Raw genomic sequence first — 22,844 nt, 5'->3', positions numbered from 1 at the left:
TTTTTATGTACATAAAATCGGAAGAGGAACTAAGAGAAGTATTTGATTTTCCCAAAGGCCGAGCAAAAGACAAGCAGCTAACAAAACTAGAAAAGCATTCAATCGCATTTATCAACCTATCGCCATTTTTTACTCTCGCCAGTTACAACACTGAAGGCCGTACAGATTGTTCTCCTCGTGGAGGCAAGCCTGGCTTTGTAAAAATCATCAATGAGAGATGTATCGTTATTCCTGAGTCAAAAGGCAACAATCGTTTAGATAGCTTAGTAAATTTAGTAGAGACTAAAAATATTGGCTGTCTTTTCCTGATTCCGGGCGTTGATGAAAGCTTACGTATTAATGGCACCGCTCGCATCAGTACCGCGGCAAACTATTTGGCACTTTTTGCAGAAGAACCCAACCCTCCGAAAGCCTGCATTGAAGTACAAATCACCGAAGTTTTTCTACATTGTGCGAAAGCTTTAATGCGATCTAAACTTTGGTCCAGTGAGTCAACAATCGAACGCTCTTCTCTACCCACTATGGGCGTCATGATCAATGATCAACTGGCGATTACAGGTGAGCCTGAAACACAAGAAGATATGCTTAAGCGTTATACAAAAGATCTCTAGTTTCACTTGGATAATTTGCGTGAGCATTGAATACTTTAAAAATATGTCTAAAATCCCGCCATACTCTAAAACACTATAGGATTTTATATGACTGCATTCACTATTCTTGATGGCGGCATGGGCCGTGAACTTGAACGCCGCGGCGCACCATTTAAACAACCGGAATGGTCAGCCTTAGCGATGATGGAAGCACCAAGCATTGTGAAGGAAATACACCAGTCTTACATTGCGAGCGGATCTCGTGTCATCACTACTAATAGCTATTCTTTAGTGCCTTTTCACATAGGCGAAGATGTTTTTAAAGAACAAGGCCGTGCGTTAGCCGTACTTTCAGGCAAAGTCGCTCGTGAGGCAGCTGACGAAAGCGGCACAGATACAAAAGTTGCTGGCTCTCTTGCACCATTGTTTGGTTCATACCGTGCAGACCTATATCAAGCTGATCGAGTGGAAGAGTTAGCTGTTCCGCTCATTGAATCACTCAATCCTTATGTGGATCTTTGGTTATCCGAAACGCAAAGCTTGATCGATGAAGTCACTCGTGTAAAAGCCCTTGTCGACAAAATTGATACCGATCACAAACCTTTCTGGGTGTCTTTTACGCTTGAAGATTCAGAACCAACCGCAGAGCCTTTATTACGTTCAGGTGAAACCGTCGTTGAAGCGGTAAAAGCCATGCAAGCCATTGGGGTAAATGCAATTCTGTTTAATTGCAGTCAGCCAGAAATTATTGGCGAAGCTATCCAAGTCACTCAAACAGTATTGTCTTCTTTAAATGCGAACAGCATCCAAATCGGAGCTTACGCGAATGCTTTTCCACCACAGCCTAAAAATGCCACGGCAAACGAAGGTCTTGATGAGCTACGCGCTGATCTAACACCACCAGCTTACCTAACTTGGGTTAAACAATGGGTAGAAGACGGTGCCACTTTGATTGGCGGTTGTTGTGGCATTGGGCCAGAACATATTGCCGCCATGGATGAGTTCAACAAAACGAGTTAATACACATTTTGGTTATTTCTATAAAAAAGACACAAAAGGTTTATCCTTTGTGTCTTTTTTTTGTTATAGCTTTTTCTTATAACGCTCAAATAGAGGTTAGTTTTTAAATGATTGCGCTATTTCTTTTGCCATAGGGTCAATCACTTGATCAAACCAGCTGGCAGAAAGTGTTTGCACCATGGTTGAATAACCATCCGACTGCAATTTACTTTGTACATCAAAAGTGTTTGAAGCAGACAACTCCCCCATCTCTGAAATCATTTGCCAGCGCCCAGAAATATGTATCATGCCTTCCAAGTCAGCGTAAAAATCATCCACTTCAATATTCAATAATGCAATCGCATAAGAAGGCAATCTCTGCCCACCAAACCAAGTAATATTTGGTAAAGTTTTTTCTAATCGTTGCTGTGTTAAACGCGTTAATTGAGGGGATAAAGGCTCTGCCCACAAATTACTCTGGGAGCGATGAACGCTTCCTTGTTTTGTCACTAATACAATCTCGTTACCAGCCAAATAATTGGCCACTACGATTGGCATCAATTGTACAGACATTCCTGTCGTTGACTGGGCCTGGGCGTTTTTTAAGCTGACATCCATTAACAAATACTCTTTACTCGGTGGCGTTGGCGTAGCGCAACCAGTCATCATCCAACTGATCAAAACCAGCACAAAAACACGCCAATAAATCATCATATTCATTTTATTCCTTTCAACTATCTCGCCGCTCTCGGCTGTACATCTGCTCGCGGTTTACTGTCAAAGATCAGAGTATTTGGATTCTCTCTCAACTGTCGAAGCAAAGGCTGTAACTCATTTAACGCTCGCCCTAACGACACCATATTTTCTTTCAAAGGACGACCAATTTGACCATTCGCCTGATAAGTTTCTAATGTTAAATTTAACTCATTGATGGTTGCCGCAAGATCTGCTGGAAGTTGTTGCGTCTCTGACTTATCAAGCAACTGTTTGACACTTTTACTGACCTCTTGCAACTGGCGCAAGGTTTCATTCGCTTCACTCATCGTTTGACCAAGCTGTTCAAACGTCTTATTGAGAGGCACTTGAGACAAATTATCTAGGATGTTACCCACTTTAGTCTCAATATTAGCGAACGCATCTGGTGCGGTAGGAAATATTTGGTAACCCTCAAATTCTTTCCATTTTATTGGCGGTGGATTATCCATAAAATCAATGCTAATCACTTTTGCGGCATTTAAGTAATTACCAATAATCAGCGTAGCACGAAGTCCTTTCTTAACACGATCATCAATAAGTACATTCCATTTTTGCAACGACATCGCATCAGACGCTTCTAAGGAATACAGGCGCTGAGGTTCAATCCTAGCTCGAACGGGAATCACAGGCGTATCAAGCGACGTTAAAGCATCCATTGGAATACCATTAAAGGGCACATCTAATACCGTACCGATTCTAACCCCACGAAACTCAACCGCGGCGCCTGGTTTTAGGCCACTGACATTACTATCAAACAAAAAGACATAATTAATAAATTGGTCATACATATTATTCGATGCACTTTCTTTAGAAGAAAATAAACGAAACTCTGCCAAATCATTAACGGCTTTTCCTGCTAATCGCCCTTCAGGCAAACCAAATGAAATACCGCCAGCAAAAAATGTTTCTAAAGAATCAAGTCGCACCTCAAAGCCGCTGGCTGAGCTCTTAAATGACAAGCCCGGTGTCATCCAAAACTGCGATTCACTATTTACTAAGGCGTCGTAAGGTGAACGAATTACTACACGGTAAGTTATAGCGCCTTTTCCTGCATCAAAGCCCACCTTTTCGACATAACCCACTTCATAGCCACGAAAATGCACCGAAGCACCAACATCTAATTTGGAACCTTCTGTACTCGATAAAACAAGTCGCACACCCTCATTTTCGGTAGACAATGGCGGCTGACTTAAGAGTGTAAAATCGGTCTGTAGTTTGCCTTTTGAACCCGGCGTCATATCTATATAAGCGCCCGACAACAAGGTTCCTAATCCACTTACACCTTCTTTTCCAACACGCGGTTTAACAACCCAAAACTTTGCATCATCGCGCAACATTTGCTCTGTGCCATGGTTCATTCGAACTTTAATTATCGCCTTTTCGTAATCTGAACTGAGGCGAATATCTATAACTCTCCCCACGTCCACGTTACGGGATTTGAGCTTCGTTTTGCCCATTTCTAAGCCATCGGCATTAGCCGATATCAAGGTAATAACAGGACCTTGGCTTGACCAATTTTGATAAAGCATCCACCCCGCAACCATAAGCGCAATCAATGGCACGAGCCAAATAGAGTTAAATCGGACTTGTCGTATATTTTCTACTTGCTTGTTCGGATCACTCACTCTTTTCCCCCTGCTGAAGAAGAGATACTGGACTCATTATCTTTATCCCATAATAATTTTGGATCAAATGTCATGGCTGCCAACATGGTCAACACAATGACAGAGGTAAATGACAACACGGCAGGTCCCGGCAAAATTGACATGAAATTCCCCATTTGAACCACGCTGGTCAAAATAGCCACCACAAAAACATCAATCATCGACCAACGCCCAACAAATTCAGTAATACGATAGAGCTTAATTTTTTGTTCCGTCTGTCGATGACTCGGAAAATAACTTTGCCAGCATAACCAACTCAACGCTAAAACTTTAGCGAGAGGAATCACCACACTCGCAATCAATATAATCAAAGCAATAGGATAAGAGCCTAACGACCAAAGCAATAACACACCGCCCATAATAGTAGAAGGTTCTGTACTACCCAAAAATGTAGTTTGCATAATCGGAAAGATATTGGCGGGAATGTACATCACCAAAGAAGCAATTAATAATGCAATTGTGGTGTTGATACTTTTCGGTCGTCGACTATAAACAGAGTGCCCACAACGGTCGCAATGTTTTGCATCACCAAGTAATGTTGCACCACAAAAATGACAACCAATTAGCCCTTGTTGTTTCGCTGTTGCCTCAATTACAGAGTGGTCTGCCGACTTACCTGCAACCTGATTCCAAAACCAGCGTTTATCGACTAAGGTGACGGTTTTTAATAACAAAAGAACGTAGCCACAAAACGCCCAAAAAGACAGCTCAAATGAAATATCTGCCAAGCTGCTCATCTTAACCAATGCCACCAAAATACCAACTAGAAAAACATCCACCATCAACCAAGGCTGAATAACTGTGATCCAACGTAAGCAATAACGCTGAGCAAAGCGCAAGACATGCTGATGCTGAAAAGACCAAACGAGAAAGAGAACCGACAATAAATAAACCAAAGGAAAAACAAACAAAGCTAAGCTAATAATCGCCCCAAGGACAAGATACCCCTGACTAAGCAATACACTGAGTGTATCAAACAAAGTGACACTTCGATCAATGCCATTGGTAGAAAATCCAAGAAAGGGAAAGCTCATCGCCAGTGCAAGCATTAACAAAGAAGAAATACCTGCACTCATAATTCTCGCCGCGACATGCTTATGTGCACTCACTAAAACATAACCACAATGCCGACAGCGAAAACGCTCTCCACTTTGCAATGGAGGAATATCGTTAACAAAGTCGCACTCTTCACAAGTCGTTATATTTTCATAAAATACCGAATGACTCATAACAAAACCACGACCCAATAAAAAACCCGACAAAAACACCCAAGTCCTCTATATAACACGATGACACAGGCAAGAATCAAGCTATCTAAGATATTCCTTTCAACAACATTTATGCATTATTCTAGTGAACGGGAAACGCTAATAATATTTCTCAACAGAAAAAGCATATTTTATTCAGTTTTCATTAGCCGAGACAAAATAGTGGGCGCAATTTATTTATCGCCATCTGGTTTTTATTCACGACATAACCAACAAAGCAATCCATAAAATTCGCATTGTCAGCAACACACACATTTCCTACACCTTTTTAATAACTGGAAGATAGCCTTGTATACGTTCAGGTAACCTTTGTACAAAAATAGATCGAACCGCATGCCAATAGAAAGACAGCAACAGCAAAGATGCCCCCATCACAATCCCCGTGATCGCAAAGCTATAACCCACACCGCCATAATGGTCAAACAAGCTCACCAAAGCGTAAATCACATACATCAACGAAGATATCATAAAAGCGCGACGGTCAATCGAGATAGACACCATGGTCATCAACAAATATAAAAGAACAATCAACAACATATTGCTCAGACTTTCATTGCCATCCAACACCCCAAGACTTGAAAAAATAGGATGAATAATCAAAGGCGCAGACAACAAGTGCAGCCAAAAAGCCACATCAGATTTGCGCGTTGTGCGGCTCGTATCGCCTGCATCCCAATACATGGCTAAGACAAACGCCACACCACCGCACAAAAACAAAGTCACCATAAGAAAACCAGCACTGTCAGGAAAAATACTCAGCACCATCGACGCGAATAACGCCAAGCCAGTTCCTGTGCCGACAGCGACCGTAATAGGTACACTAAATCGACGCCAATGAAGATAGGCTGCCAGTGTCGAAAACGCCGTCGCGAAAATCACCGCATAACTAGACTCAGCACCAAATAAAGAACCAGCTAAGCCAAAAGCGCCACCAACAAACGTCAGTAATAATACAATGGCAGGCAACGCCAATTTTCGACGTTTCACAAATATTTCCGACAAGCCCCAAGACAAAGCCGCAAACACCAAATACGCCAAGCTCTCATTAATTAACATCAATACCCAAAGGGATGAAAACAATAGCAAGGCACTGGCAATCACGATAAAAATATCGTTAAAACCGCCCACCAAGCGAAAGTTTTCTTCATCTATCGCAGGCGAGCCATTGGATGATGACACTAACTGGCGGAACTCCTCGACCGACTCTGCAGAAAAAACGCCCTGCTTCACTGCTAAATTTAAATCTTCGTCTGTGTACATAACTATCCTTAAAATAACGCGCATCACAGGTCAAATAAATTGCAAACGCGACACTGTTTTGCCTATATAAAAAAACCATTATAAACAAAATAAAAACGGCTGCTTCAAACTTACAATAGCTCCTCAACAACCTCTTTTTTGAACACCATACAAGCAAAATGGAACGACAAAAAAATTACTATTTTCGTCTCAAGTATCCCTTTACTTGCTCTACAAAAAGCACATACTCAATTGGCTGCGTAACAACTTTCACGGCGTCTATTACAACCGTGCGCAGCAACAGCCCTTACGTTGGTGAGAACCAACAAAGGTTATACAGTGATGACTAATGGTGAATATCATGAGCAAGGGTCAAAACAGTAAAAAAGAGACAAAAAAGAAACCGCTTTTAACAGCAAAAGAAAAGAAAGCAGCGAAGGCAACGAAAAAGTCTCCGACCAATGTATTAGGTAATTAATCCTTCCCGCTAGCCACCATCTTGTCATGGTGAGATTATCGAGTCATCTAAGCCCTAATCTTTATTAGGGCTTTTTTATTACCAATAGCAACAAACCACTATGGACGAGGGCCTCGGCCTTTTGCAGGACGCTTGCCGTTAGACGCAGGCTTACCATTGCTTTTTGGCGACCCGCCCGGCTTACCTGTTGGTCTCTTACCTCCTCCAGGCTTCTTCCCATCACCAAAAGGTCGACGATCTTTGCCTTTAGAACCCGCAGGTTTTCTAGAATCATCTTTAGGATGTTTGGTATTTCCTTTTGTCGCTCCTGTTGGTTTTGAAAACGCTTTTGGTTTTGCAGCGCCATCATTACGAGTATTTTTACGCGGTGCATTGCGAGACTTCTTCGCTGTGGCACTGGCTTCTGAAGACGAATCTTCAATCGATTTAAGTAACACAGATAATTCTTTGGGTGTTAAATCTCGCCACTCCCCCACTGGAATGCCTTTCAGACTCACATTCATAATTCGTGTACGTTCAAGCTTCATGACTTCATAGCCAAAATGCTCACACATGCGACGAATTTGACGATTCAAACCTTGTACTAAGGTGATGTTAAACACATTCGGCGCTACCTTAGTAACTGGGCACTTCTTCGTCATTGTCCCCAAGATAGGCACACCGCCCGCCAGGCCTGCGATAAAGTCATCGGTTACCGGCTTATTCACCGTCACCAAATATTCTTTCTCATGGTTATTACCAGCACGTAATACCTTATTAACCAGATCGCCATTATTGGTCAAAAAGATCAAACCCTGAGAGTCTTTATCCAAACGACCAATAGGAAAAATACGCACCCCATGGCTAACAAAATCAACAATGTTATTTTTCTCAGAGCTTTCCGTGGTACTGACAATGCCCACTGGCTTATTTAACACGATAAAAACAAAATCATCCGCGTCTTGCGGCTCAATAATTTGCCCATTCACTCGTACCGTATCACCGGCAACCACTTGATCACCAACCGAAGCACGCTTGCCATTGATGAACACATTACCTTGTTCAATAAAGCGGTCAGCGTCTCTTCGAGAGCAGATGCCGCTTTCGCTGATGTATTTATTTAAACGAGTAGATGAAGCGTTAAACATAAAGTGCCGTTTTTACCTATAAAAAGCCTTTCCTACGAAGAAAGAACCAAAACTGAATGAATCGTCAACAACGAGATGGCGCACATTATATAGGAAACGCCATGAGCATTTTAGGGAGATACACAGAAATCTAGAAATATATCGACAATAAAATAATCGTTAAGAAAGCCTTAATCTTGACTCGCTAAAGTTAACGGGTAAAAGCGGAGTCACCACATCAACGGGTTATCTATGGAGATGAAAATGCAAAACCAAGAGCGTTCCTACAACACAGCCCAAATCGTACTACACTGGGCCATTGCGGCTTTGATTATTTTTAATTACTTCGTTAGTGAAGGAATGGGGCGCGCTTTTCGCCAACATCTAAACGACAGCAACACAGGCTACAACCTAGTGTCATCGCTACATGTATACGTTGGTTTAGCCATAATTGCCCTAGTCGTAATACGTATTATTGTTCGCTTAGTCTCCAGAAAAAACAAAAAAAGCTCACAAAATTTGCTTGATAGAATTTCCCACCTAACCCATGAAACCTTATATTTACTGATGTTTTTAGTGCCTGTATTTGGCGCAACCGCTTGGTACTTAGGCATTCACTTTATGGGAGATGTACACGAAATTGCCATGAACATCATGATGTCGTTGGTGTTACTGCATGCCGCAGCAGCACTGCTCCATCAATACGTATTAAAAGACGGAACTTTAATGAAGATGTTTGGGCAGAAATAGCGACCAATAAATGGCTACTGATAAATGGTTACTGATGCGTCTCTAGATAGCATTTCTCCTGTTCAAGAATACGATCTGTGTTTAGAGACGCTATACTAATCTCATGGGAGTGAGGCAACATACCAATGGTTTGCAAATGCAGATAACGCATGGCACAAACCCGAAGAAAAGACGTGAAATTATCCAAATCATGACCGGCATCCAAGGCTTCATGATTGAGCTTGGCGATCATCTGCGACAAAGACAACTTGTCGCGCTGAGCGATCTCCTCCAGCGTAAACCAAAAAAAACTTTCCAATCGAATACTGGTGACCATGCCATCAATACGCAAAGAACGAGTGACATTTTCCCACAGCCTAGGATCTGAATTCACAAAGAGCTTACACATTGTATTTTCCCTACTGAATGACGTTTTTTATTATTGGAATGAAATAACTCAATGCAAACAGTCTAGCCGAAGATAGGGAAAAAGAGTCGGGTGAGTTTGCATTTTTACACTTACCATACTCACCCGAATTCACTCAGTACATTCGTGAAAAGTCTCTATTTACTTTTCCAATAAAACATAAAACTGAGCAAGCCACGCCGGATGTGCAGGCCATGCTGGCGCTGTCACCAGATTACCATCGGTCACCGCTTGATCGACTGGAATATCCATAAACTCCCCTTTCGCAAGCTCCACCTCAGGCTGACACGCTGGATAAGCAGAACACTTCCTACCTTCCAACACACCTGCTGCGGCAAGCACTTGCGCACCATGACACACCGCCGCCACCGGTTTATTGGTATCAAAGAAATGCTTAACCATAGTAATCACCGTTTTATTCAAACGAAGATACTCAGGCGCTCGGCCACCGGGAATCACCAGCGCATCGTAATCTTCCACCTTGATATCAGCAAAGGTCGCATTCAACGCAAAACGGTGCCCCGGTTTTTCCGTATAGGTTTGATCACCTTCAAAATCATGAATCGCCGTCGCCACCGTATCCCCAGACTTCTTATCTGGACAAACCGCATGCACAGTATGGCCAACACTCATCAACGCCTGAAACGGCAGCATAGTTTCGTAATCTTCCGTGAAATCACCCGTGATCATTAAGATTTTTTTATTAGACATGACACCTTCTCCTGTTTTGGTTAAAACGTCCTATGTTGTAACAGCTAGAGAAAGGGAAAAGGTATTAAGTGGTTATTACATTGGGGTTTAGCCGTTGGCGATTTGGGACTAAGTCCCTTCCCCTTTTGTCTTCCAAGCGGAAGGCGGAGGATGGGGTTGTTCTTTGGCTCCATTCAAAGGCTTTGTATTCCCGACCTTTATTCCGCCCTTTAATTCAGGGAAAAGCTGAGCGGGTAACTTTTGCCAAACACCAAAAAATTGCAGCCCTGATGAGACTAGACACGAAACGCATGCCAACAACCAACACCCTCGACGACTAACGAAGCAACATTAAAAGGCTAATCCTTGATAGCACGGCCTCACAAAGGTGGGTGGCTTGTTTATTTTTTAGCCGATTTTCAGATCTAGCTTGAAATTACGAATAATCTTTTCATCCAAACAGCTTCGTAAAAACTTATTCATTGGTGTCATGTCATTAGAAGTGTAGAAGTCGAGCATGAGCGTATTAAACTCTTGCTGACGCTTAGCTTGCACATTAATGATAGGAAAACCGTTAGCCAACAAAATACCGTTCATCATGAACCGACCTGTACGTTTGTTAACATCCCAAAAAAATTGAGCGCGTGCCATTTGTAAAAATGCTGTAATTGCTTGATCGTAAACATCAGATTCGTTATTCACCTTGCTCTCAACTTCAAGCCATTTTTCGTCCAGCTCATCTGGAGCAGGAGGCTCATACTCCGAACCCGTAATGGAAACGAAACCAGAGCGGAACTTACCCCACTCTAACGCTTCTTCTTTGCCAGCAATATTGTGAATTTTTAAGGCGGTTTCTTTATTAAATTGAAACTCACCTTGATCAACTAAGCCAAAAATAAACTCCCATGCTCGAGCTTGGTTCATTGCCATATTTTGATCACCAATTCGATGGCCGCCTACGGTGATACCGTCAAGAATGGTCTGCACCTCAGGTAAAGTCATTGCAACACCCTCGAGGTTAACAGCGTCATAAACCAAAGCTGGTACATCTCTCTTGGCAAGTTGTTTAGCCAACGGTATATTTGGTTTCATACTCCACATGTTATCTGTCACTGCTGTCATAGTGATCTTCTTCAATTCAAAGTAAAACTTGGCTAAGTATACACTTACTGATGAGTAAGGTGGAAGAAGTCGGCTAACGCTGCTATTCAGCCGCGCGTTTTTTTGCGTCGGCTGAATTAGCTTTGTTAGGCGATTGTCTCATTGCTGATTTTGTAGCGAATATGACTATTCCAATACCCAGAACAATCATAACAGCCAACACAATGATCATAGTACCCGATGTAATTCCAGAGGCGTTGACACCACCTTTTGACATGAAGATATAGACAAATGATAGAAATATTAGCGGTATCGATAGGATAAGCCCGACAACCTCAATCCAGAACAATGCACGTGGCATCCTATCTGGAGAGACAGGAAATATCTTTCCTAAATCTAGGGCATACACTAGGAAATACGATATTCCACAAAGCGTTGCTGCGATGAATGCAGGCCCGGCTCCTACAATTGAAAAATAGACTAACGCAAAACTACCAATCCCCAAAATAGTTAGAAACACATTAAACACCCCCAACTTTAAGGGAGATATATGTGAGAAATTCCTATTTTCAATTGGTCCGCCTGGGATCAAGACTCCAAGCAATACCGCTGATAGTGCAAGTAAGCCCGCCACCGCATATCCGATGTAATTTTCCATAAGATTTCCTCTCGCCTAACGGCCAGGTTCAGTCACGCAGCGCAGCAACGTCGGCTGCAACCTGTTGTTATGCCTGCGCATTGAGTGAGTATTTCATCTGTGTGGCCGCCCCAAAGCCAAGTAGCCATTCCAAATAGGCGAACTGTTCAGTCTTTACAGGTACAAAGCCAACACGTTCGTAAAGGCGCCGAGCGGCGGGATTCGTGTCTATAACATCAAGGCGAATTGACCGATACCCTTCTGTCTTTGAATACTCTATGAGGCTATGCAAAAGCTTTGTTCCAATGCCGCTGCCGCGCATCTTGGGCGAAACGCCTATTCCATCCATAAGCAATTGGCCCTCGACGTGATTCCGTTGAAACAATGCAAGAACGAGGACGGAACGAATTGCACCCCAGAGCCCAATCTCATCTTTCAACACACGAAATGAAATCCCGCCTGTCAGCGCCCCACGGCCTGTCTTGAAACCTGCGATTCCGACCATTTCACCATCACATATTGCGACGAAGGAAAACTCTGGATTGAAGCCCGCCTTTAGGACTGCCGTTCGTGAGATCGGGTTGGGCATGGCGATTGCGAGCTTGGCTCCAAACGCAGCGTCGTACAACTCAACTGCCGATGAAAGTAGCTCTTCTGGAAAGCCCTGCTGGATAGTGATCTCATCGCCCATTGTCTTTGTCTCCTTAGTTCAACGCCGCGCACACCGGTGCGAGCATCCGACAGCCGGAGGCTGCGTAGTGCTGCGCTTTGTTAAGTAATTTAGTGGTCAGAGGAGTCAATTCCGCCTCCAGAATCAGGGGTACTCGATTCAGATACAGAACTTTCTGACTGGCCATTCAAGTTTGAAACAATAAAGCTCAGAAACAATAAGCTAAACAATCTACTGGAAGTCTTTCTCTCCCTCTCTAGAGCTAGAGGTGTTTCGGGCGAAAGCTGGCTTATTGAGAATGAGAGAATTACGACGGCGCCGACAAGTGGAATAATAAATACAATACATGCTTGAGCCACTAACTGCTTAATAGAGTACATTTCAGTTTTTACTGCATAGTAGATAGCAGCCGCATTCAGATAAAGCAGTAGACAAAAACAAGTTATAACTATCGTGGATGTTGTCATACGTCTCTCTTTATCACTTAACGCCTGGCACAGCGGCGGAGTGAGGGGCTTAAGTTTTGCTAAACTGAGCTTGCGAAGGAAAAACTTAATGCCCCGAAACGACGTCCAGCCCGCCGAGCGAAGCGAGAGTGTTTTAAGGGCGTTGCTGCTGCCACTTGTTATGTGAGTGTATTTGCAGGGAGCCTAATACAATTATTAAGTCACCCAGCGACAAAAATAAAAATCTTTTTTTTGAAGAAAATCTACTTTTTCTGGCTTACTGAGATAAGATTTATTTCTTCTTACCGAATATGCCAAACCAGAATAGACCTTCAAAGACTAACCCAAGAATAAAGAAGACTACTCCACCTACGGGAATTCCAAATACATAACAGCCTATTGCTGCAACTAAGCAAAATAGACTAAGTGTTACTCTATAAACCATGTTCATCTAACCTTCCTCTTTTGGATGTAATGACTACACATAGACATAATGACTCCCCACGAGGCTAGCCTCCAATTCCGTGGGTTAGCGTAAAGCCAGTGCCATAATTAGCATGTTAACAACTAAATCATGGAGGCTAGCATGATTGAACATAGCATAATATTTATTGGTTTGGACACTCATAAAGAGTTCATCGAAGTCGCTTATATTGAAGATCAGCGTGGAGCAACGCCCATTCATTTTGGACGAATATCAAGCGCAAAGATCTCAATCAAAAAGCTGGCTCGACAATTTCAGTCTAAGTACCCCTCTGCAACACTTCATTTTGTTTATGAAGCTGGACCATGTGGCTACTGGATCTATCGACTGCTCACAAGCTTAGGCAACTGCTGCTACGTGGTTGCACCGTCTCTTATTCCCAAAAAGCCCGGTGATAAGGTGAAAACGGATAAACGAGATGCCATCAAATTAGCAAAACTGCTGAAATCTGAAGACCTAACACCGATTTACGTTCCTGAGCCTGAAGATGAAGCTGTACGTGACTTATCCCGTGCTCGCGAAACTGCAATGAAAGATTTAAAAGAAGCGAAGTATCAGCTAAAAGCCTTGCTCCTACGCAATAACATTCATTATGAAGGTACGGCAAACTGGTCTTTAAAGCATCTACGATGGCTAACTGAACTTGTACTGCCTCATCCAGCTCAGCAAATTGTTTTACAAGAAGCGCTTCAAACCATTACTGAACGCATCGCTCGATTGGAACGGCTGGATAATGAACTCTCACATCATGTCAAAAATTGGCGCTACTACCCTGTCGTTAAAGCGATTCAAGCCCTTCGTGGTGTTCGAATGCTGGTCGCTACAGGTGTGATCGCAGAACTGGGTGATTTAAATCGTTTCGACCACCCAAGAAAGCTGATGGCGTATTTAGGTCTCGTCCCATCTGAACACTCCAGCGGAGGTAAACGCCATGTGGGTGCCATTACAAAATGTGGCAATGGACGAGCAAGACGGCTTCTCGTCGAAGGGGCACACTCTTACCGCTACCCAGCTAACATTTCAACCGATTTACAAATACGACAAGAAGGGCTCCCTAAAGAAGTGGTCGATATCGCTTGGCGGGCACAGTTAAGACTATGCAAACGGTATCAAAAGCTCATTAAGAAAGGTAAACACTACAATCTCGTCGTCACCGCCATAGCGAGAGAAATGATTGCGTACATCTGGGCTATATCAAAAGAAATTGTTCTTCCTAGAGTCGACCCTAAATTACGTTTAGCGAGAGTGCCTGCATGATTTATCAATTTGAGTGGATGCGTTGGAACAAGCAACGGGGGTGGCATAAACTCCGACGGCGTTAGGATGGCAATCAGATAGCTATCTGATTGAACCACGAGCATAGACTGAAGAAACGGTGCCACGACGTATCAAGTAAGGTCAGCTCTGATAGGGAAAAGCCCTATTAATCTACGGATACCAGCATGATAACCGACGAATTTACTGGCTTCTTCCAATGTGTTCACTCATCTCTTTTGAGCAGTACAAAAAGTCTATTCATTTAGAAGAAATGGCTGTGTGCTAATTGACGTAGGGAGTCATACCAACGCCCGCTTAAGGGGCAGACAACGCTACTACTAACTTTCCGCATAACACCGTAATCACAAAAACCAACGCATAATAAAAATGCCACGCGTTGGCTGTCCCTCTTGAAGCGTTTGTTAGCCCTTTTTCCCCAGTAAATCAATTAGTAAACTCGAAAACTTTTCTGGATTTTCTTGAGGTAACATGTGAGATTCATTTTCAATAACCACCAATTTTGAGTGTCTTGAAGCTCGTGCATCACTCTGTGTGGCCAGCCTAAATAAGTCTCGTGTTTTATCGCCATGCCCAAATATCAAAGACAGATCGATATTCGATAGACTTTGGGCATCAATCGATGGATGTTCTTGCTGATTTAGTTGCAAAGGCAATGTATAAGCTTGCTTTAACTGTAAACTCTTCACCTCAGTTGGTTGCTTATCGAAGTAACCATGACAATTCCCAGAACCGTCAATCAATGATTCAACAGCTAAACTCAAATCCCCCTGATGTACATGATTAAAAACAGGCTCAAACATTGACTCTGCATCCGCAACCCAAGTTTTCATTTCATCTTCTTGAACACAACCGGGATATCCCAGCTCATACAAAAATACCTTAGACAATGGCAATTGAGACGTTGCTATCATGTTCAATACAACATCTGCACCATAAGACCAGCCAACAACATTCACGGGCTTATCTGAAACTAACTTTTTCACAAGCTCACATAGCTCTTGAGCGTGTGAGTTCAGACCAAAGCTTAAACTTTCATCATTATCAAAATGACTTAAAGTCACTGAAACTACATCAAAATACTGAGCCAAGAAATCTGTATGAGGGAGCCACATAGAACCATCTGTTAATGCTCCATGAACCAAGACTAAATATTCACCACTACCTTTTTGAAAATATTTCACATGATATTCCTATTAAGGGCTAACATTTTAATAATGCGCATGCGCGTTTACACATTACAGAAACTTTCCTGAAATCACTATAAGTTACTAACTCTAAAGCGAATAATAGAGATACCAACAAGAGCCAAGTCTGGAAAAACGAGCATGCGTGTTATTTCATTTATCCACAGCGCGTTATTTCTGCACAGTAGATTCTAGACACAGTAGGACACCCACATTAAAAATATAACCTCATCATACAAAAACAGCCCTCGTGCATATACCGGAGCAATCCGGACACCCATTCCGATATAACTCGGACACCCATTCCGTTTTTATCCGGACACCTATTACGCTCTAAACCGGACACTTTTTGGCTTTTCCCGGAATCCCTGTCCGGATTAGCGTAAACTCTGTCCGTATTCACCGGAATCCCTTCGTTTTCTCTTTTAAATCAATCGCTCACTACACTTGGTTACCCCTAATACGTTGCCAGGAAGTGATCATGACCAGAAAGAGAACCTCAATGACCAATATTAAAGAGATTTTGCGTCTCAAACATGAGTGCCATTTATCCACGCGGCAGATTGCTTCTTGTTTGAATATCGGCCGCTCTACCGTGTCCGATGTCCTGACTCGTTTCAAACAAAGTGACTATTATTGGCCCCTTGCCAGTGACGTTTCCGATACCGATCTGTCTAAAGCGCTGTATCAAGAAAAACCGGCTAATCGCCTGAAAGTGATGCCGGACTTTGCGTACTTTTTTATCGAACTCAAGCGCAAAGGGGCGACGAAGCAATTGTTGTGGGAAGAATATGTTGCCGAGCACCAAGAGCGCACTTATGGCTACAGCCAGTTCTGCGAGTACTTCCGTCGTTGGCTCACCACACAAAAACGCAGTATGCGTCAACTCCATACCGCAGGTGACAAGTTATTCATTGATTATTGCGGACCGACTATCCCGATCGTCAATCCGGAAACGGGCGACGTTCGCCACTCACAAGTGTTTGTCGCCACACTGGGAGCGTCTAACTACACCTACGTTGAAGCCAGCGAAAGTCAAAAGCTGGAGCATTGGTTACAGTGTCACGCCAATGCGTTTGAACACTTCGGTGGCGTTCCCGCTTTATTGGTGCCAGACAACTTAAAAGCTGCCGTGACAAAAACAGATCGTTATGAGCCGAAACTCAACGACAGTTATCGTCAGTTAGCACATCACTATCAAACCGCTATTATGCCGGCTCGTCCCTATAAACCCAAAGACAAAGCCAAGGCCGAAAATGCGGTTCTGATTGTTGAGCGCTGGATCATGATGCGTCTTCGTCATCGCACCTTCCACACCCTGAGAGAGCTGAATAATGCGATTCGAGAGCTGATGAAGGTTCTGAATCAGCGACCAATGCAAAAGATTGGCGTGAGCCGCCAAGCCCTTTTTGACACCCTCGATAAGCCCGCCCTGAAACCATTACCGATGCAAAAATATGTCTACACAGAACATAAACGCGCCAAAGTGGGGCCGGACTACCACATTGAGTACGCAAAACATTACTACTCGGTACCGCATCAGCTTGTGGGTCAACATGTGACACTGGAAGCCACGTCGCAGATCATACAAATCTTCCATCAAGGTCAACCTGTCTCGTCTCACCCAATCAGCCGAAAAGAGTATGGACTGAGTACCCACATGGAACATATGCCGAGCCATCATCAACATCAAAAGTGGTCACCAGAACGCTTGATCGGATGGAGCAAGCAGATAGGCGTCGCCACCGAAAACGTCATCAAACAACAAATCCAGTCCAAAGCTCATCCAGCCCAAGCCACTCGTCGCTGCCTTGGCATACTGAGTCTAGCGCGCAAACATGGTGATGTTCGCCTAGAGCAAGCCTGTCAGGATGCCTTACTGGTAAACAAGCCCGTTCTACGCTTTATCCGAAATCTGCTCGACCATCATCGAGAAGGCACGCTGTCCCTTCCTTCTGACTCGACACCCGACATCCCGCACAGCAATGTTCGCGGGCCACACTGCTACCACTAGGAGAACGACATGAATCACCTGACTGAACAACTAAAAATGCTGCGATTGAGCCATGCCGTCACCGCGTTAGAGCAACAACGAGAACAATTAACTACCTATGGAGAACTGGACTTTGAGCCACGTCTCACATTGCTCCTTGACAGTGAGCTGCTAGGCAGAAATCAAGGCAAAATCGAACGGCTCAAGCGACAAGCAAAACTGCGCGTAGAAGCCAGCGCCAGCCAGCTACTCTACAAAGAAGGGCGTGGACTGAAACGCCTCCAATTAGGAGAACTGCTGACAGGCGGTTATCTGCAAAAGCATCAAAACATCCTTATCACAGGCCCAACGGGCGCGGGAAAAACTTATGTTGCCTGCGCTCTTGCCTCACAGGCGTGCGAGCAACTTTATAGCGTTCGTTATCTGCGTCTGAGTCGACTGCTGGACGACCTCAGCCTTGGCCGCTTAGACGGCACCTATCAAAAACAACTCGCCGCCCTCGCCAAAAAGCAGCTGCTGATACTCGATGACTGGGGAATGGAAAAACTCAGTGCGGATCATGCAGGCCATTTATTAGAGCTTTTAGAAGATCGTTACCAAACAAGCAGCACGATCATGATCAGTCAACTGCCGGTGAAAGAGTGGTACAACATGATAGGCAATGCCACGGTAGCGGATGCTTTATTAGACCGTTTAATCCACAACAGTCACCGCATCGAACTAGGAGGAGAATCGATGAGAAAACTGGCGCAATCCGGACACATGGAGTAAAACTAGAAACTGAGAAAATGAAGGGAAAAAGGTGTCCGGATTAAAACGGTACCAGTGTCCGGAATCAGCGGAATATGCACCCTCGCACAGAAAGCATGTTTCTAAGAAAGTTTTCTTCTACTATTTTTAAAATACGAAACTCATTGCTTAAAGGCAGGTTTAGTGATTTTTATGCGAGTGAATTTACTAATGAAGGATTAGTTAATGACGAAAGACTTGGGTTGATTTAGGGAAGCTAGGTGTGAAGCCGAATATTGCTTGATCTAGGCTTTCTTTGGAGATTGTTTGCATGACAGTAATCCATAATTGACTGCTCTGCACCCACAACTGCTCCTGTTCTTGCCCCAAACTCCGTGGCAATACACAGCCAGTTCTCAGAGGAGATATTAAGCCTTTGAAGAATTGGTAACATTGAAGCGTCTATCGCACCGCGTTTGTCTTCACGTATGAGGCGCCCTGTTATATCGACCAATTCAAGATAGTCCGTCAATTTAAATGGCAATCCATCAGGCATATCTTTTCTAGGATTTCCAACAAAAGGATAAAGCAATTTTGGTTGCTTTTGATGCCTTGCGGCGGCGATGCGTTTTTTAACGCTAGTGAACTCCGAGGTTTCAGGTGTTGGATTGATTTTTGCTCTTAAGGGATTGAGGTCAACATAAGCCATACAAGCCGCTAATGCAGCTTCATCCAGCAAAGCTTGGGACTTAAAACGTCCTTCCCAGAATCGACCTGTACATTTGTCTTCAAAATTGGCTTGTCGAGCAATGGGTTCATTCAACTCTTTCATAAACCAGCTAATGTCTATAAGACGGCTTCTAAAAGCTTCAGCAGACTTTTCGACCAAGGCCAAAGCAAACTCTGGTTGTTCTTCTCCTCGGACGTACTGCTGAGTAAACAAGGTACCTTTATGCAGCTTATGCCACCTTTTCAGAACCTCTAACGTAGACCATTTAGCCGCTTTTTCTGCGTTTATGTGCAACACTACATGGAGATGGTTACTCATTACCGCATAGGCACAAACATCAATAGCAAAGACACTGGCAAGAAATAACAATCTATTTTCAACCCAACCTCGACGGTGCTCAAAGCTTTCACCTGAGACAGGATCTTCGCCACACAAAAACGCCCTACGAACACAGCGTGAAACACAGTGATAGTAAGGCGTATTTTCTAATACTAATTTGCTGACTTCTAGCTCTTGGCATGACGACTCCCCTTCCATGAGAAATAAACAATACTGGTTAAATATACAGTATAATTTCAAATCATCAAGTTTAAATGGGTGTCCTGTAAGTTGCTTCACTATAAGCCACTGACTCTAAAGCTATTAATGGAGATACTAAATAAAGTTATAACAGGCATGCACGTTATTTCGTCTATCAATATTCTTATCCATTGATACTAAAAAACTTTCTTACTTCCTACTAGTACAAAAAACACCCTCTGTTTTTTGTCGGCCTAAAGGCGCGACTTACATGTGAAAGCTTCGCTTTCAGCGTCAGATTACGCCTCGTGCCTCGTCTCATCAGACCTACGTTCTTTGGTGCCTACTATTGAATTCACTATAAAATCAGTTCGACGCGACGAAGTTGCGCGACTTTATGGAGTTTCAGAGTCAGTTAAAAATCTCCTTCCCTCCACCAGCAAAAACCAATCCATGCCTTACGATATAAATCGTCTTGCTAAACGCAGCGTTAAACAAAGCAAATAAGACGTTTGGGCGATAGCCCGATAAAGCGAATTTTTGGTTACTTTTTGGGCGCTTGCAAAAAGTTACCCGCTCAGCTTTCCCCTGAATTAAAGAGCGGAAAAAAGGTTGGGAATACAAAGCGTTTGAATGGAAACCAAAGAAAACGCCTTCCCTTTCTTCAAAGAGAAGGCGCAAAACAAGTTTTGAAAGCTTTTTTAAAAGCGCTACTCTCCGATGTGCCAACCATTGGTAATCGGGTAACGACGATCTCGTCCAAACCCACGTGCGGTGATGCGAACACCGGTTGGCGCTTGGCGACGTTTGTATTCGTTGACGTCAACAAGGCGAAGTACGCGATACACAGTGTCTCGGTCGAATTTCTTGGTCGCGAGAATCGCTTCCGCGCTTTGGTCTTCTTCGATGTACATGCGTAAGATTTCATCGAGGATGTCATAGCTTGGCAAAGAGTCTTCGTCTTTTTGATCTGGAGCCAATTCCGCAGAAGGTGGACGCGTGATTACGCGTTCGGGGATGACGTAGCCCAAGGTGTTGCGGTAGCGGCACAGTTTGAATACCAAAGTTTTGAAGACGTCTTTTAGTACGGAATAGCCGCCGACCATGTCGCCATACAATGTGGCGTAGCCTACTGCCATTTCGCTTTTGTTGCCTGTGGTCAGAACCATGTAGCCTTTCTTGTTGGAAATAGCCATTAGGGTCACGCCACGGGTACGAGCTTGTAGGTTTTCTTCTGTGGTGTCTTTGGCGTAGCCTTCAAACTCTGGCGCGAGCACGTCGGTAAAAGCTGACACCATAGATTCAATTGGCAAGACGCTGTATTTAACGCCAAGCAGTTTTGCCTCTTCTTCAGCATCGTGCAAGCTGATGGACGAGGTATAAGTGTAAGGCATCATGATGGCTTGAACTCGGTCTGCGCCGATGGCATCGACAGCTACCGCCAAAGACAAGGCAGAGTCGATACCGCCACTCAAGCCCAGCACAATACCTTTAAAACGGTTCTTGGTGATGTAGTCACGCAAGCCAAGCACCATGGCTTGATAGACGCTAGCTTCCACATCTAATGCCGGAGCAATAACACCAGCGACCGGTTCAACCTTATTTGGTTGGCTTTCGTCGACGATCATATCGATGCTGTACAGGCCGGCTTCAAACCAAGGCGCTTGCATGATTTTCTCGCCTTTGGCGTTGACTACAAAAGAGCCGCCTTCGTATACCAATTCGTCCTGCGCGCCCATGTAGTTCACATAGACAATCGGCAAAGTCACTTCGGTCGCACGTTGGTGAAGTAGTTGTTCACGCTCGCCCATTTTTTCAATGTGATAAGGTGAGGCGTTCAGGTTCAGAATCAATTCTGCACCTGCTGCTTTTGCCTGTGCTGTTGGCTCTGGATGCCAAATATCTTCACAGATACTCAAGCCAACGGTGACGCCTTTGATATCCACAAGGCCCGCTTCACGGCCTTCGCTGAAATAGCGTTTGTCATCAAACACTAGGAAGTTAGGCAGTTTCTGCTTGGCGTATTCCACCAACAAGTCACCTTGATAAATCACGCCAGCGCAGTTGAACAGTTCGCCATCAATGCGACGAGGGTAACCAACGACCACGTAGATGTCGTGAATCTCGGCTAATAATTTTGCCAAGGCAGATTCGATACGCTGATCCAAGCTAGAACGTAACAATAAATCTTCTGGTGGATAGCCAGTTAAGGTCAATTCAGGAAAAACCACCACATCCGCGTGTTCTTCATCACGGGCCTTGTTGGCCGCATCAATGACGGATTGAGTGTTTTTTGTGATGTCTCCGACCAGCATATCCAGCTGGGCCATTGCAATTCGTAATGTCATACAGTTGCTATCTCATGAACTCTGTTAGAATATGCCCGTTATTGTCTGGAATAACCCAAGCTAGGTAAAGTATATGATCGTACGTTTGATCGTTTTTGTTGCTATTTTCTTTATTGGTTGGTGGTTGTATCGCCAATTTGTCGCTTTTAAACGCAGTCAATCGCCAGCGGAAACCAAAAAACAGGATTCAACCAAAAAGGATGAGTCACAAGAAAGCATGGTTCGCTGTGAGGAATGCAAAACTTTCACGCCACGTTCTCATGCTATTCATGACCAAGAAGCGCGTCCATTTTGCAGTGCGGAGCATTTGAAAGCCTTCAATCAGAAGCACTAACCCAACCGTTTGCAAGCAACCTACTCTCTCGCCACCACCAGCAACGATATTGTTGCTGGTTTTGCGTGGCGCAGAGTCGGTAGGACGTTTTCGTATTATCAGCTTCATCTGGCAGCGACTCGTAACTTTCCCAACGGTAATGCACAAGCTGGTTAGCTTTTTGCCATGTCTTTTCCTGAATAGGCTTACCTAGATCGCAAAAGCCAACACATTCGCTCGCTGTTGCCGATGCGAAACTTGGAGACACAACTAAGGCTTGCTGAAAATCTGTCCAAATTTGCTGATTCGCTTCCACTTCATTCACTTGCCCACGCCATTTATAGGATGCCATGAGCCTTTCTTGAAAGTGCATCGACAAACTAGACATCGCCAGTAGCAAAGCAATAATCGGCAAAGACACCCAACCATGTTGGGTTCTAAACAAAGAAAAATCCATTTTATCTGC

General features: G+C 43.9%; 20 protein-coding genes and 1 pseudogene. 7 read left to right on the top strand and 14 right to left on the bottom strand.

Going from position 1 to position 22,844, the window contains the following annotated elements:
- Window positions 1-5: 5 nt before the first annotated feature.
- Both ACO05V_RS10690 and ACO05V_RS10685 read left to right on the top strand, forming a co-directional pair.
- On the top strand, window positions 6-611 hold the full coding sequence (locus ACO05V_RS10690) for a pyridoxamine 5'-phosphate oxidase family protein (RefSeq protein WP_421850826.1): 606 nt from the start codon (window positions 6-8) through the stop codon (window positions 609-611).
- An 87-nt stretch (window positions 612-698) separates the two neighbouring features.
- The gene (locus ACO05V_RS10685; protein WP_421850823.1) at window positions 699-1,610 is read left to right on the top strand and encodes a homocysteine S-methyltransferase family protein; all 912 of its coding nucleotides are present in this window, start codon (window positions 699-701) and stop codon (window positions 1,608-1,610) included.
- Window positions 1,611-1,706: 96 nt separating this feature from the next.
- Here ACO05V_RS10685 and ACO05V_RS10680 read toward each other — a convergent pair whose 3' ends face one another.
- From ACO05V_RS10680 to rluF, 5 genes are all read right to left on the bottom strand, one after another.
- Window positions 1,707-2,309, bottom strand: a complete 603-nt coding sequence (locus tag ACO05V_RS10680; RefSeq protein ID WP_421850820.1) for a PqiC family protein — start codon at window positions 2,307-2,309, stop codon at window positions 1,707-1,709.
- Window positions 2,310-2,323: 14 nt separating this feature from the next.
- Window positions 2,324-3,970, bottom strand: coding sequence for an intermembrane transport protein PqiB (pqiB, locus tag ACO05V_RS10675; protein WP_421850817.1), 1,647 nt, complete (start codon window positions 3,968-3,970; stop codon window positions 2,324-2,326).
- A complete protein-coding gene (locus ACO05V_RS10670; protein ID WP_421850814.1) occupies window positions 3,967-5,238 on the bottom strand; it encodes a PqiA/YebS family transporter subunit in 1,272 nt (423 codons plus the stop codon). The genes pqiB and ACO05V_RS10670 overlap by 4 nt, the downstream gene beginning before the upstream one ends.
- Before the next feature lie 297 nt (window positions 5,239-5,535).
- On the bottom strand, window positions 5,536-6,537 hold the full coding sequence (locus ACO05V_RS10665; protein ID WP_421850811.1) for a hypothetical protein: 1,002 nt from the start codon (window positions 6,535-6,537) through the stop codon (window positions 5,536-5,538).
- Window positions 6,538-7,092: 555 nt separating this feature from the next.
- On the bottom strand, window positions 7,093-8,121 hold the full coding sequence (gene rluF, locus ACO05V_RS10660) for a 23S rRNA pseudouridine(2604) synthase RluF (RefSeq protein WP_421850808.1): 1,029 nt from the start codon (window positions 8,119-8,121) through the stop codon (window positions 7,093-7,095).
- A 243-nt stretch (window positions 8,122-8,364) separates the two neighbouring features.
- Between rluF and ACO05V_RS10655 the strand changes: the two genes are divergently transcribed.
- Entirely contained in the window at window positions 8,365-8,850 is a 486-nt protein-coding gene (locus tag ACO05V_RS10655; RefSeq protein ID WP_421850805.1) for a cytochrome b, read from the top strand.
- A gap of 28 nt (window positions 8,851-8,878) precedes the next feature.
- On the opposite strand, the gene ACO05V_RS10650 is transcribed toward ACO05V_RS10655, so the two are convergent.
- From ACO05V_RS10650 to ACO05V_RS10630, 5 genes are all read right to left on the bottom strand, one after another.
- Window positions 8,879-9,238, bottom strand: a complete 360-nt coding sequence (locus ACO05V_RS10650; RefSeq protein ID WP_421850802.1) for a ribbon-helix-helix domain-containing protein — start codon at window positions 9,236-9,238, stop codon at window positions 8,879-8,881.
- A 159-nt stretch (window positions 9,239-9,397) separates the two neighbouring features.
- Window positions 9,398-9,967 (bottom strand): DJ-1/PfpI family protein, encoded by a 570-nt coding sequence (locus tag ACO05V_RS10645; RefSeq protein ID WP_421850799.1) that lies wholly within the window; start codon window positions 9,965-9,967, stop codon window positions 9,398-9,400.
- A gap of 387 nt (window positions 9,968-10,354) precedes the next feature.
- Window positions 10,355-11,068 carry a Fic family protein gene (locus ACO05V_RS10640; protein ID WP_421850796.1) on the bottom strand — a complete coding sequence of 238 codons (714 nt, stop codon included), beginning with the start codon at window positions 11,066-11,068 and terminating at the stop codon, window positions 10,355-10,357.
- Between the two features lie 82 nt (window positions 11,069-11,150).
- Window positions 11,151-11,705, bottom strand: a complete 555-nt coding sequence (locus tag ACO05V_RS10635; RefSeq protein WP_421850793.1) for a hypothetical protein — start codon at window positions 11,703-11,705, stop codon at window positions 11,151-11,153.
- A 67-nt stretch (window positions 11,706-11,772) separates the two neighbouring features.
- Complete coding sequence (locus tag ACO05V_RS10630) at window positions 11,773-12,375, bottom strand: GNAT family N-acetyltransferase (protein WP_421850790.1); 603 nt, start codon at window positions 12,373-12,375, stop codon at window positions 11,773-11,775.
- A 1,011-nt stretch (window positions 12,376-13,386) separates the two neighbouring features.
- On the opposite strand from ACO05V_RS10630, the gene ACO05V_RS10625 reads away from it, so the two are divergent.
- A complete protein-coding gene (locus tag ACO05V_RS10625; protein WP_421850786.1) occupies window positions 13,387-14,541 on the top strand; it encodes an IS110 family transposase in 1,155 nt (384 codons plus the stop codon).
- A 422-nt stretch (window positions 14,542-14,963) separates the two neighbouring features.
- Here ACO05V_RS10625 and ACO05V_RS10620 read toward each other — a convergent pair whose 3' ends face one another.
- A complete protein-coding gene (locus ACO05V_RS10620) occupies window positions 14,964-15,743 on the bottom strand; it encodes an alpha/beta fold hydrolase (RefSeq protein ID WP_421850783.1) in 780 nt (259 codons plus the stop codon).
- A 484-nt stretch (window positions 15,744-16,227) separates the two neighbouring features.
- Between ACO05V_RS10620 and istA the strand changes: the two genes are divergently transcribed.
- Entirely contained in the window at window positions 16,228-17,760 is a 1,533-nt protein-coding gene (gene istA, locus ACO05V_RS10615) for an IS21 family transposase (protein ID WP_421846542.1), read from the top strand.
- A 9-nt stretch (window positions 17,761-17,769) separates the two neighbouring features.
- Window positions 17,770-18,510: an IS21-like element helper ATPase IstB gene (istB, locus tag ACO05V_RS10610; RefSeq protein ID WP_421846544.1), complete on the top strand. Its 741-nt coding sequence runs from the start codon at window positions 17,770-17,772 to the stop codon at window positions 18,508-18,510.
- A 235-nt stretch (window positions 18,511-18,745) separates the two neighbouring features.
- On the opposite strand, the pseudogene ACO05V_RS10605 reads toward istB, so the two are convergent.
- Window positions 18,746-19,718 (bottom strand): annotated as a pseudogene (locus ACO05V_RS10605) (transposase).
- 709 nt (window positions 19,719-20,427) lie between these two features.
- Complete coding sequence (locus ACO05V_RS10600) at window positions 20,428-22,065, bottom strand: NAD+ synthase (RefSeq protein WP_421850780.1); 1,638 nt, start codon at window positions 22,063-22,065, stop codon at window positions 20,428-20,430.
- 73 nt (window positions 22,066-22,138) lie between these two features.
- On the opposite strand from ACO05V_RS10600, the gene ACO05V_RS10595 reads away from it, so the two are divergent.
- Window positions 22,139-22,399 (top strand): PP0621 family protein, encoded by a 261-nt coding sequence (locus ACO05V_RS10595; protein WP_421850777.1) that lies wholly within the window; start codon window positions 22,139-22,141, stop codon window positions 22,397-22,399.
- On the opposite strand, the gene ACO05V_RS10590 is transcribed toward ACO05V_RS10595, so the two are convergent.
- Window positions 22,383-22,835, bottom strand: a complete 453-nt coding sequence (locus tag ACO05V_RS10590) for a hypothetical protein (protein WP_421850774.1) — start codon at window positions 22,833-22,835, stop codon at window positions 22,383-22,385. The two genes, ACO05V_RS10595 and ACO05V_RS10590, sit on opposite strands and share 17 nt — an antisense overlap.
- Window positions 22,836-22,844: the final 9 nt, after the last annotated feature.

It is taken from the genome of Marinomonas sp., assembly GCF_965225885.1.
Lineage (GTDB): Bacteria > Pseudomonadota > Gammaproteobacteria > Pseudomonadales > Marinomonadaceae > Marinomonas.
The sequence above is the reverse complement of the archived record's forward strand: the minus strand, read 5'-3'. Positions and strand labels throughout refer to the sequence as shown.

What these genes read in the sequence shown, in the direction of transcription:
- ACO05V_RS10690 (WP_421850826.1), top strand. Translation starts at nt 6, where the DNA reads ATGTACATAAAATCGGAAGAGGAACTAAGAGAAGTATTTGATTTTCCC.
- ACO05V_RS10685 (WP_421850823.1), top strand. Translation starts at nt 699, where the DNA reads ATGACTGCATTCACTATTCTTGATGGCGGCATGGGCCGTGAACTTGAA.
- ACO05V_RS10680 (WP_421850820.1), bottom strand. Translation starts at nt 2,309, where the DNA reads ATGAATATGATGATTTATTGGCGTGTTTTTGTGCTGGTTTTGATCAGT.
- ACO05V_RS10670 (WP_421850814.1), bottom strand. Translation starts at nt 5,238, where the DNA reads ATGAGTCATTCGGTATTTTATGAAAATATAACGACTTGTGAAGAGTGC.
- ACO05V_RS10665 (WP_421850811.1), bottom strand. Translation starts at nt 6,537, where the DNA reads ATGTACACAGACGAAGATTTAAATTTAGCAGTGAAGCAGGGCGTTTTT.
- rluF (WP_421850808.1), bottom strand. Translation starts at nt 8,121, where the DNA reads ATGTTTAACGCTTCATCTACTCGTTTAAATAAATACATCAGCGAAAGC.
- ACO05V_RS10655 (WP_421850805.1), top strand. Translation starts at nt 8,365, where the DNA reads ATGCAAAACCAAGAGCGTTCCTACAACACAGCCCAAATCGTACTACAC.
- ACO05V_RS10650 (WP_421850802.1), bottom strand. Translation starts at nt 9,238, where the DNA reads ATGTGTAAGCTCTTTGTGAATTCAGATCCTAGGCTGTGGGAAAATGTC.
- ACO05V_RS10645 (WP_421850799.1), bottom strand. Translation starts at nt 9,967, where the DNA reads ATGTCTAATAAAAAAATCTTAATGATCACGGGTGATTTCACGGAAGAT.
- ACO05V_RS10640 (WP_421850796.1), bottom strand. Translation starts at nt 11,068, where the DNA reads ATGACAGCAGTGACAGATAACATGTGGAGTATGAAACCAAATATACCG.
- ACO05V_RS10635 (WP_421850793.1), bottom strand. Translation starts at nt 11,705, where the DNA reads ATGGAAAATTACATCGGATATGCGGTGGCGGGCTTACTTGCACTATCA.
- ACO05V_RS10630 (WP_421850790.1), bottom strand. Translation starts at nt 12,375, where the DNA reads ATGGGCGATGAGATCACTATCCAGCAGGGCTTTCCAGAAGAGCTACTT.
- ACO05V_RS10625 (WP_421850786.1), top strand. Translation starts at nt 13,387, where the DNA reads ATGATTGAACATAGCATAATATTTATTGGTTTGGACACTCATAAAGAG.
- istA (WP_421846542.1), top strand. Translation starts at nt 16,228, where the DNA reads ATGACCAGAAAGAGAACCTCAATGACCAATATTAAAGAGATTTTGCGT.
- istB (WP_421846544.1), top strand. Translation starts at nt 17,770, where the DNA reads ATGAATCACCTGACTGAACAACTAAAAATGCTGCGATTGAGCCATGCC.
- ACO05V_RS10600 (WP_421850780.1), bottom strand. Translation starts at nt 22,065, where the DNA reads ATGACATTACGAATTGCAATGGCCCAGCTGGATATGCTGGTCGGAGAC.
- ACO05V_RS10595 (WP_421850777.1), top strand. Translation starts at nt 22,139, where the DNA reads ATGATCGTACGTTTGATCGTTTTTGTTGCTATTTTCTTTATTGGTTGG.
- ACO05V_RS10590 (WP_421850774.1), bottom strand. Translation starts at nt 22,835, where the DNA reads ATGGATTTTTCTTTGTTTAGAACCCAACATGGTTGGGTGTCTTTGCCG.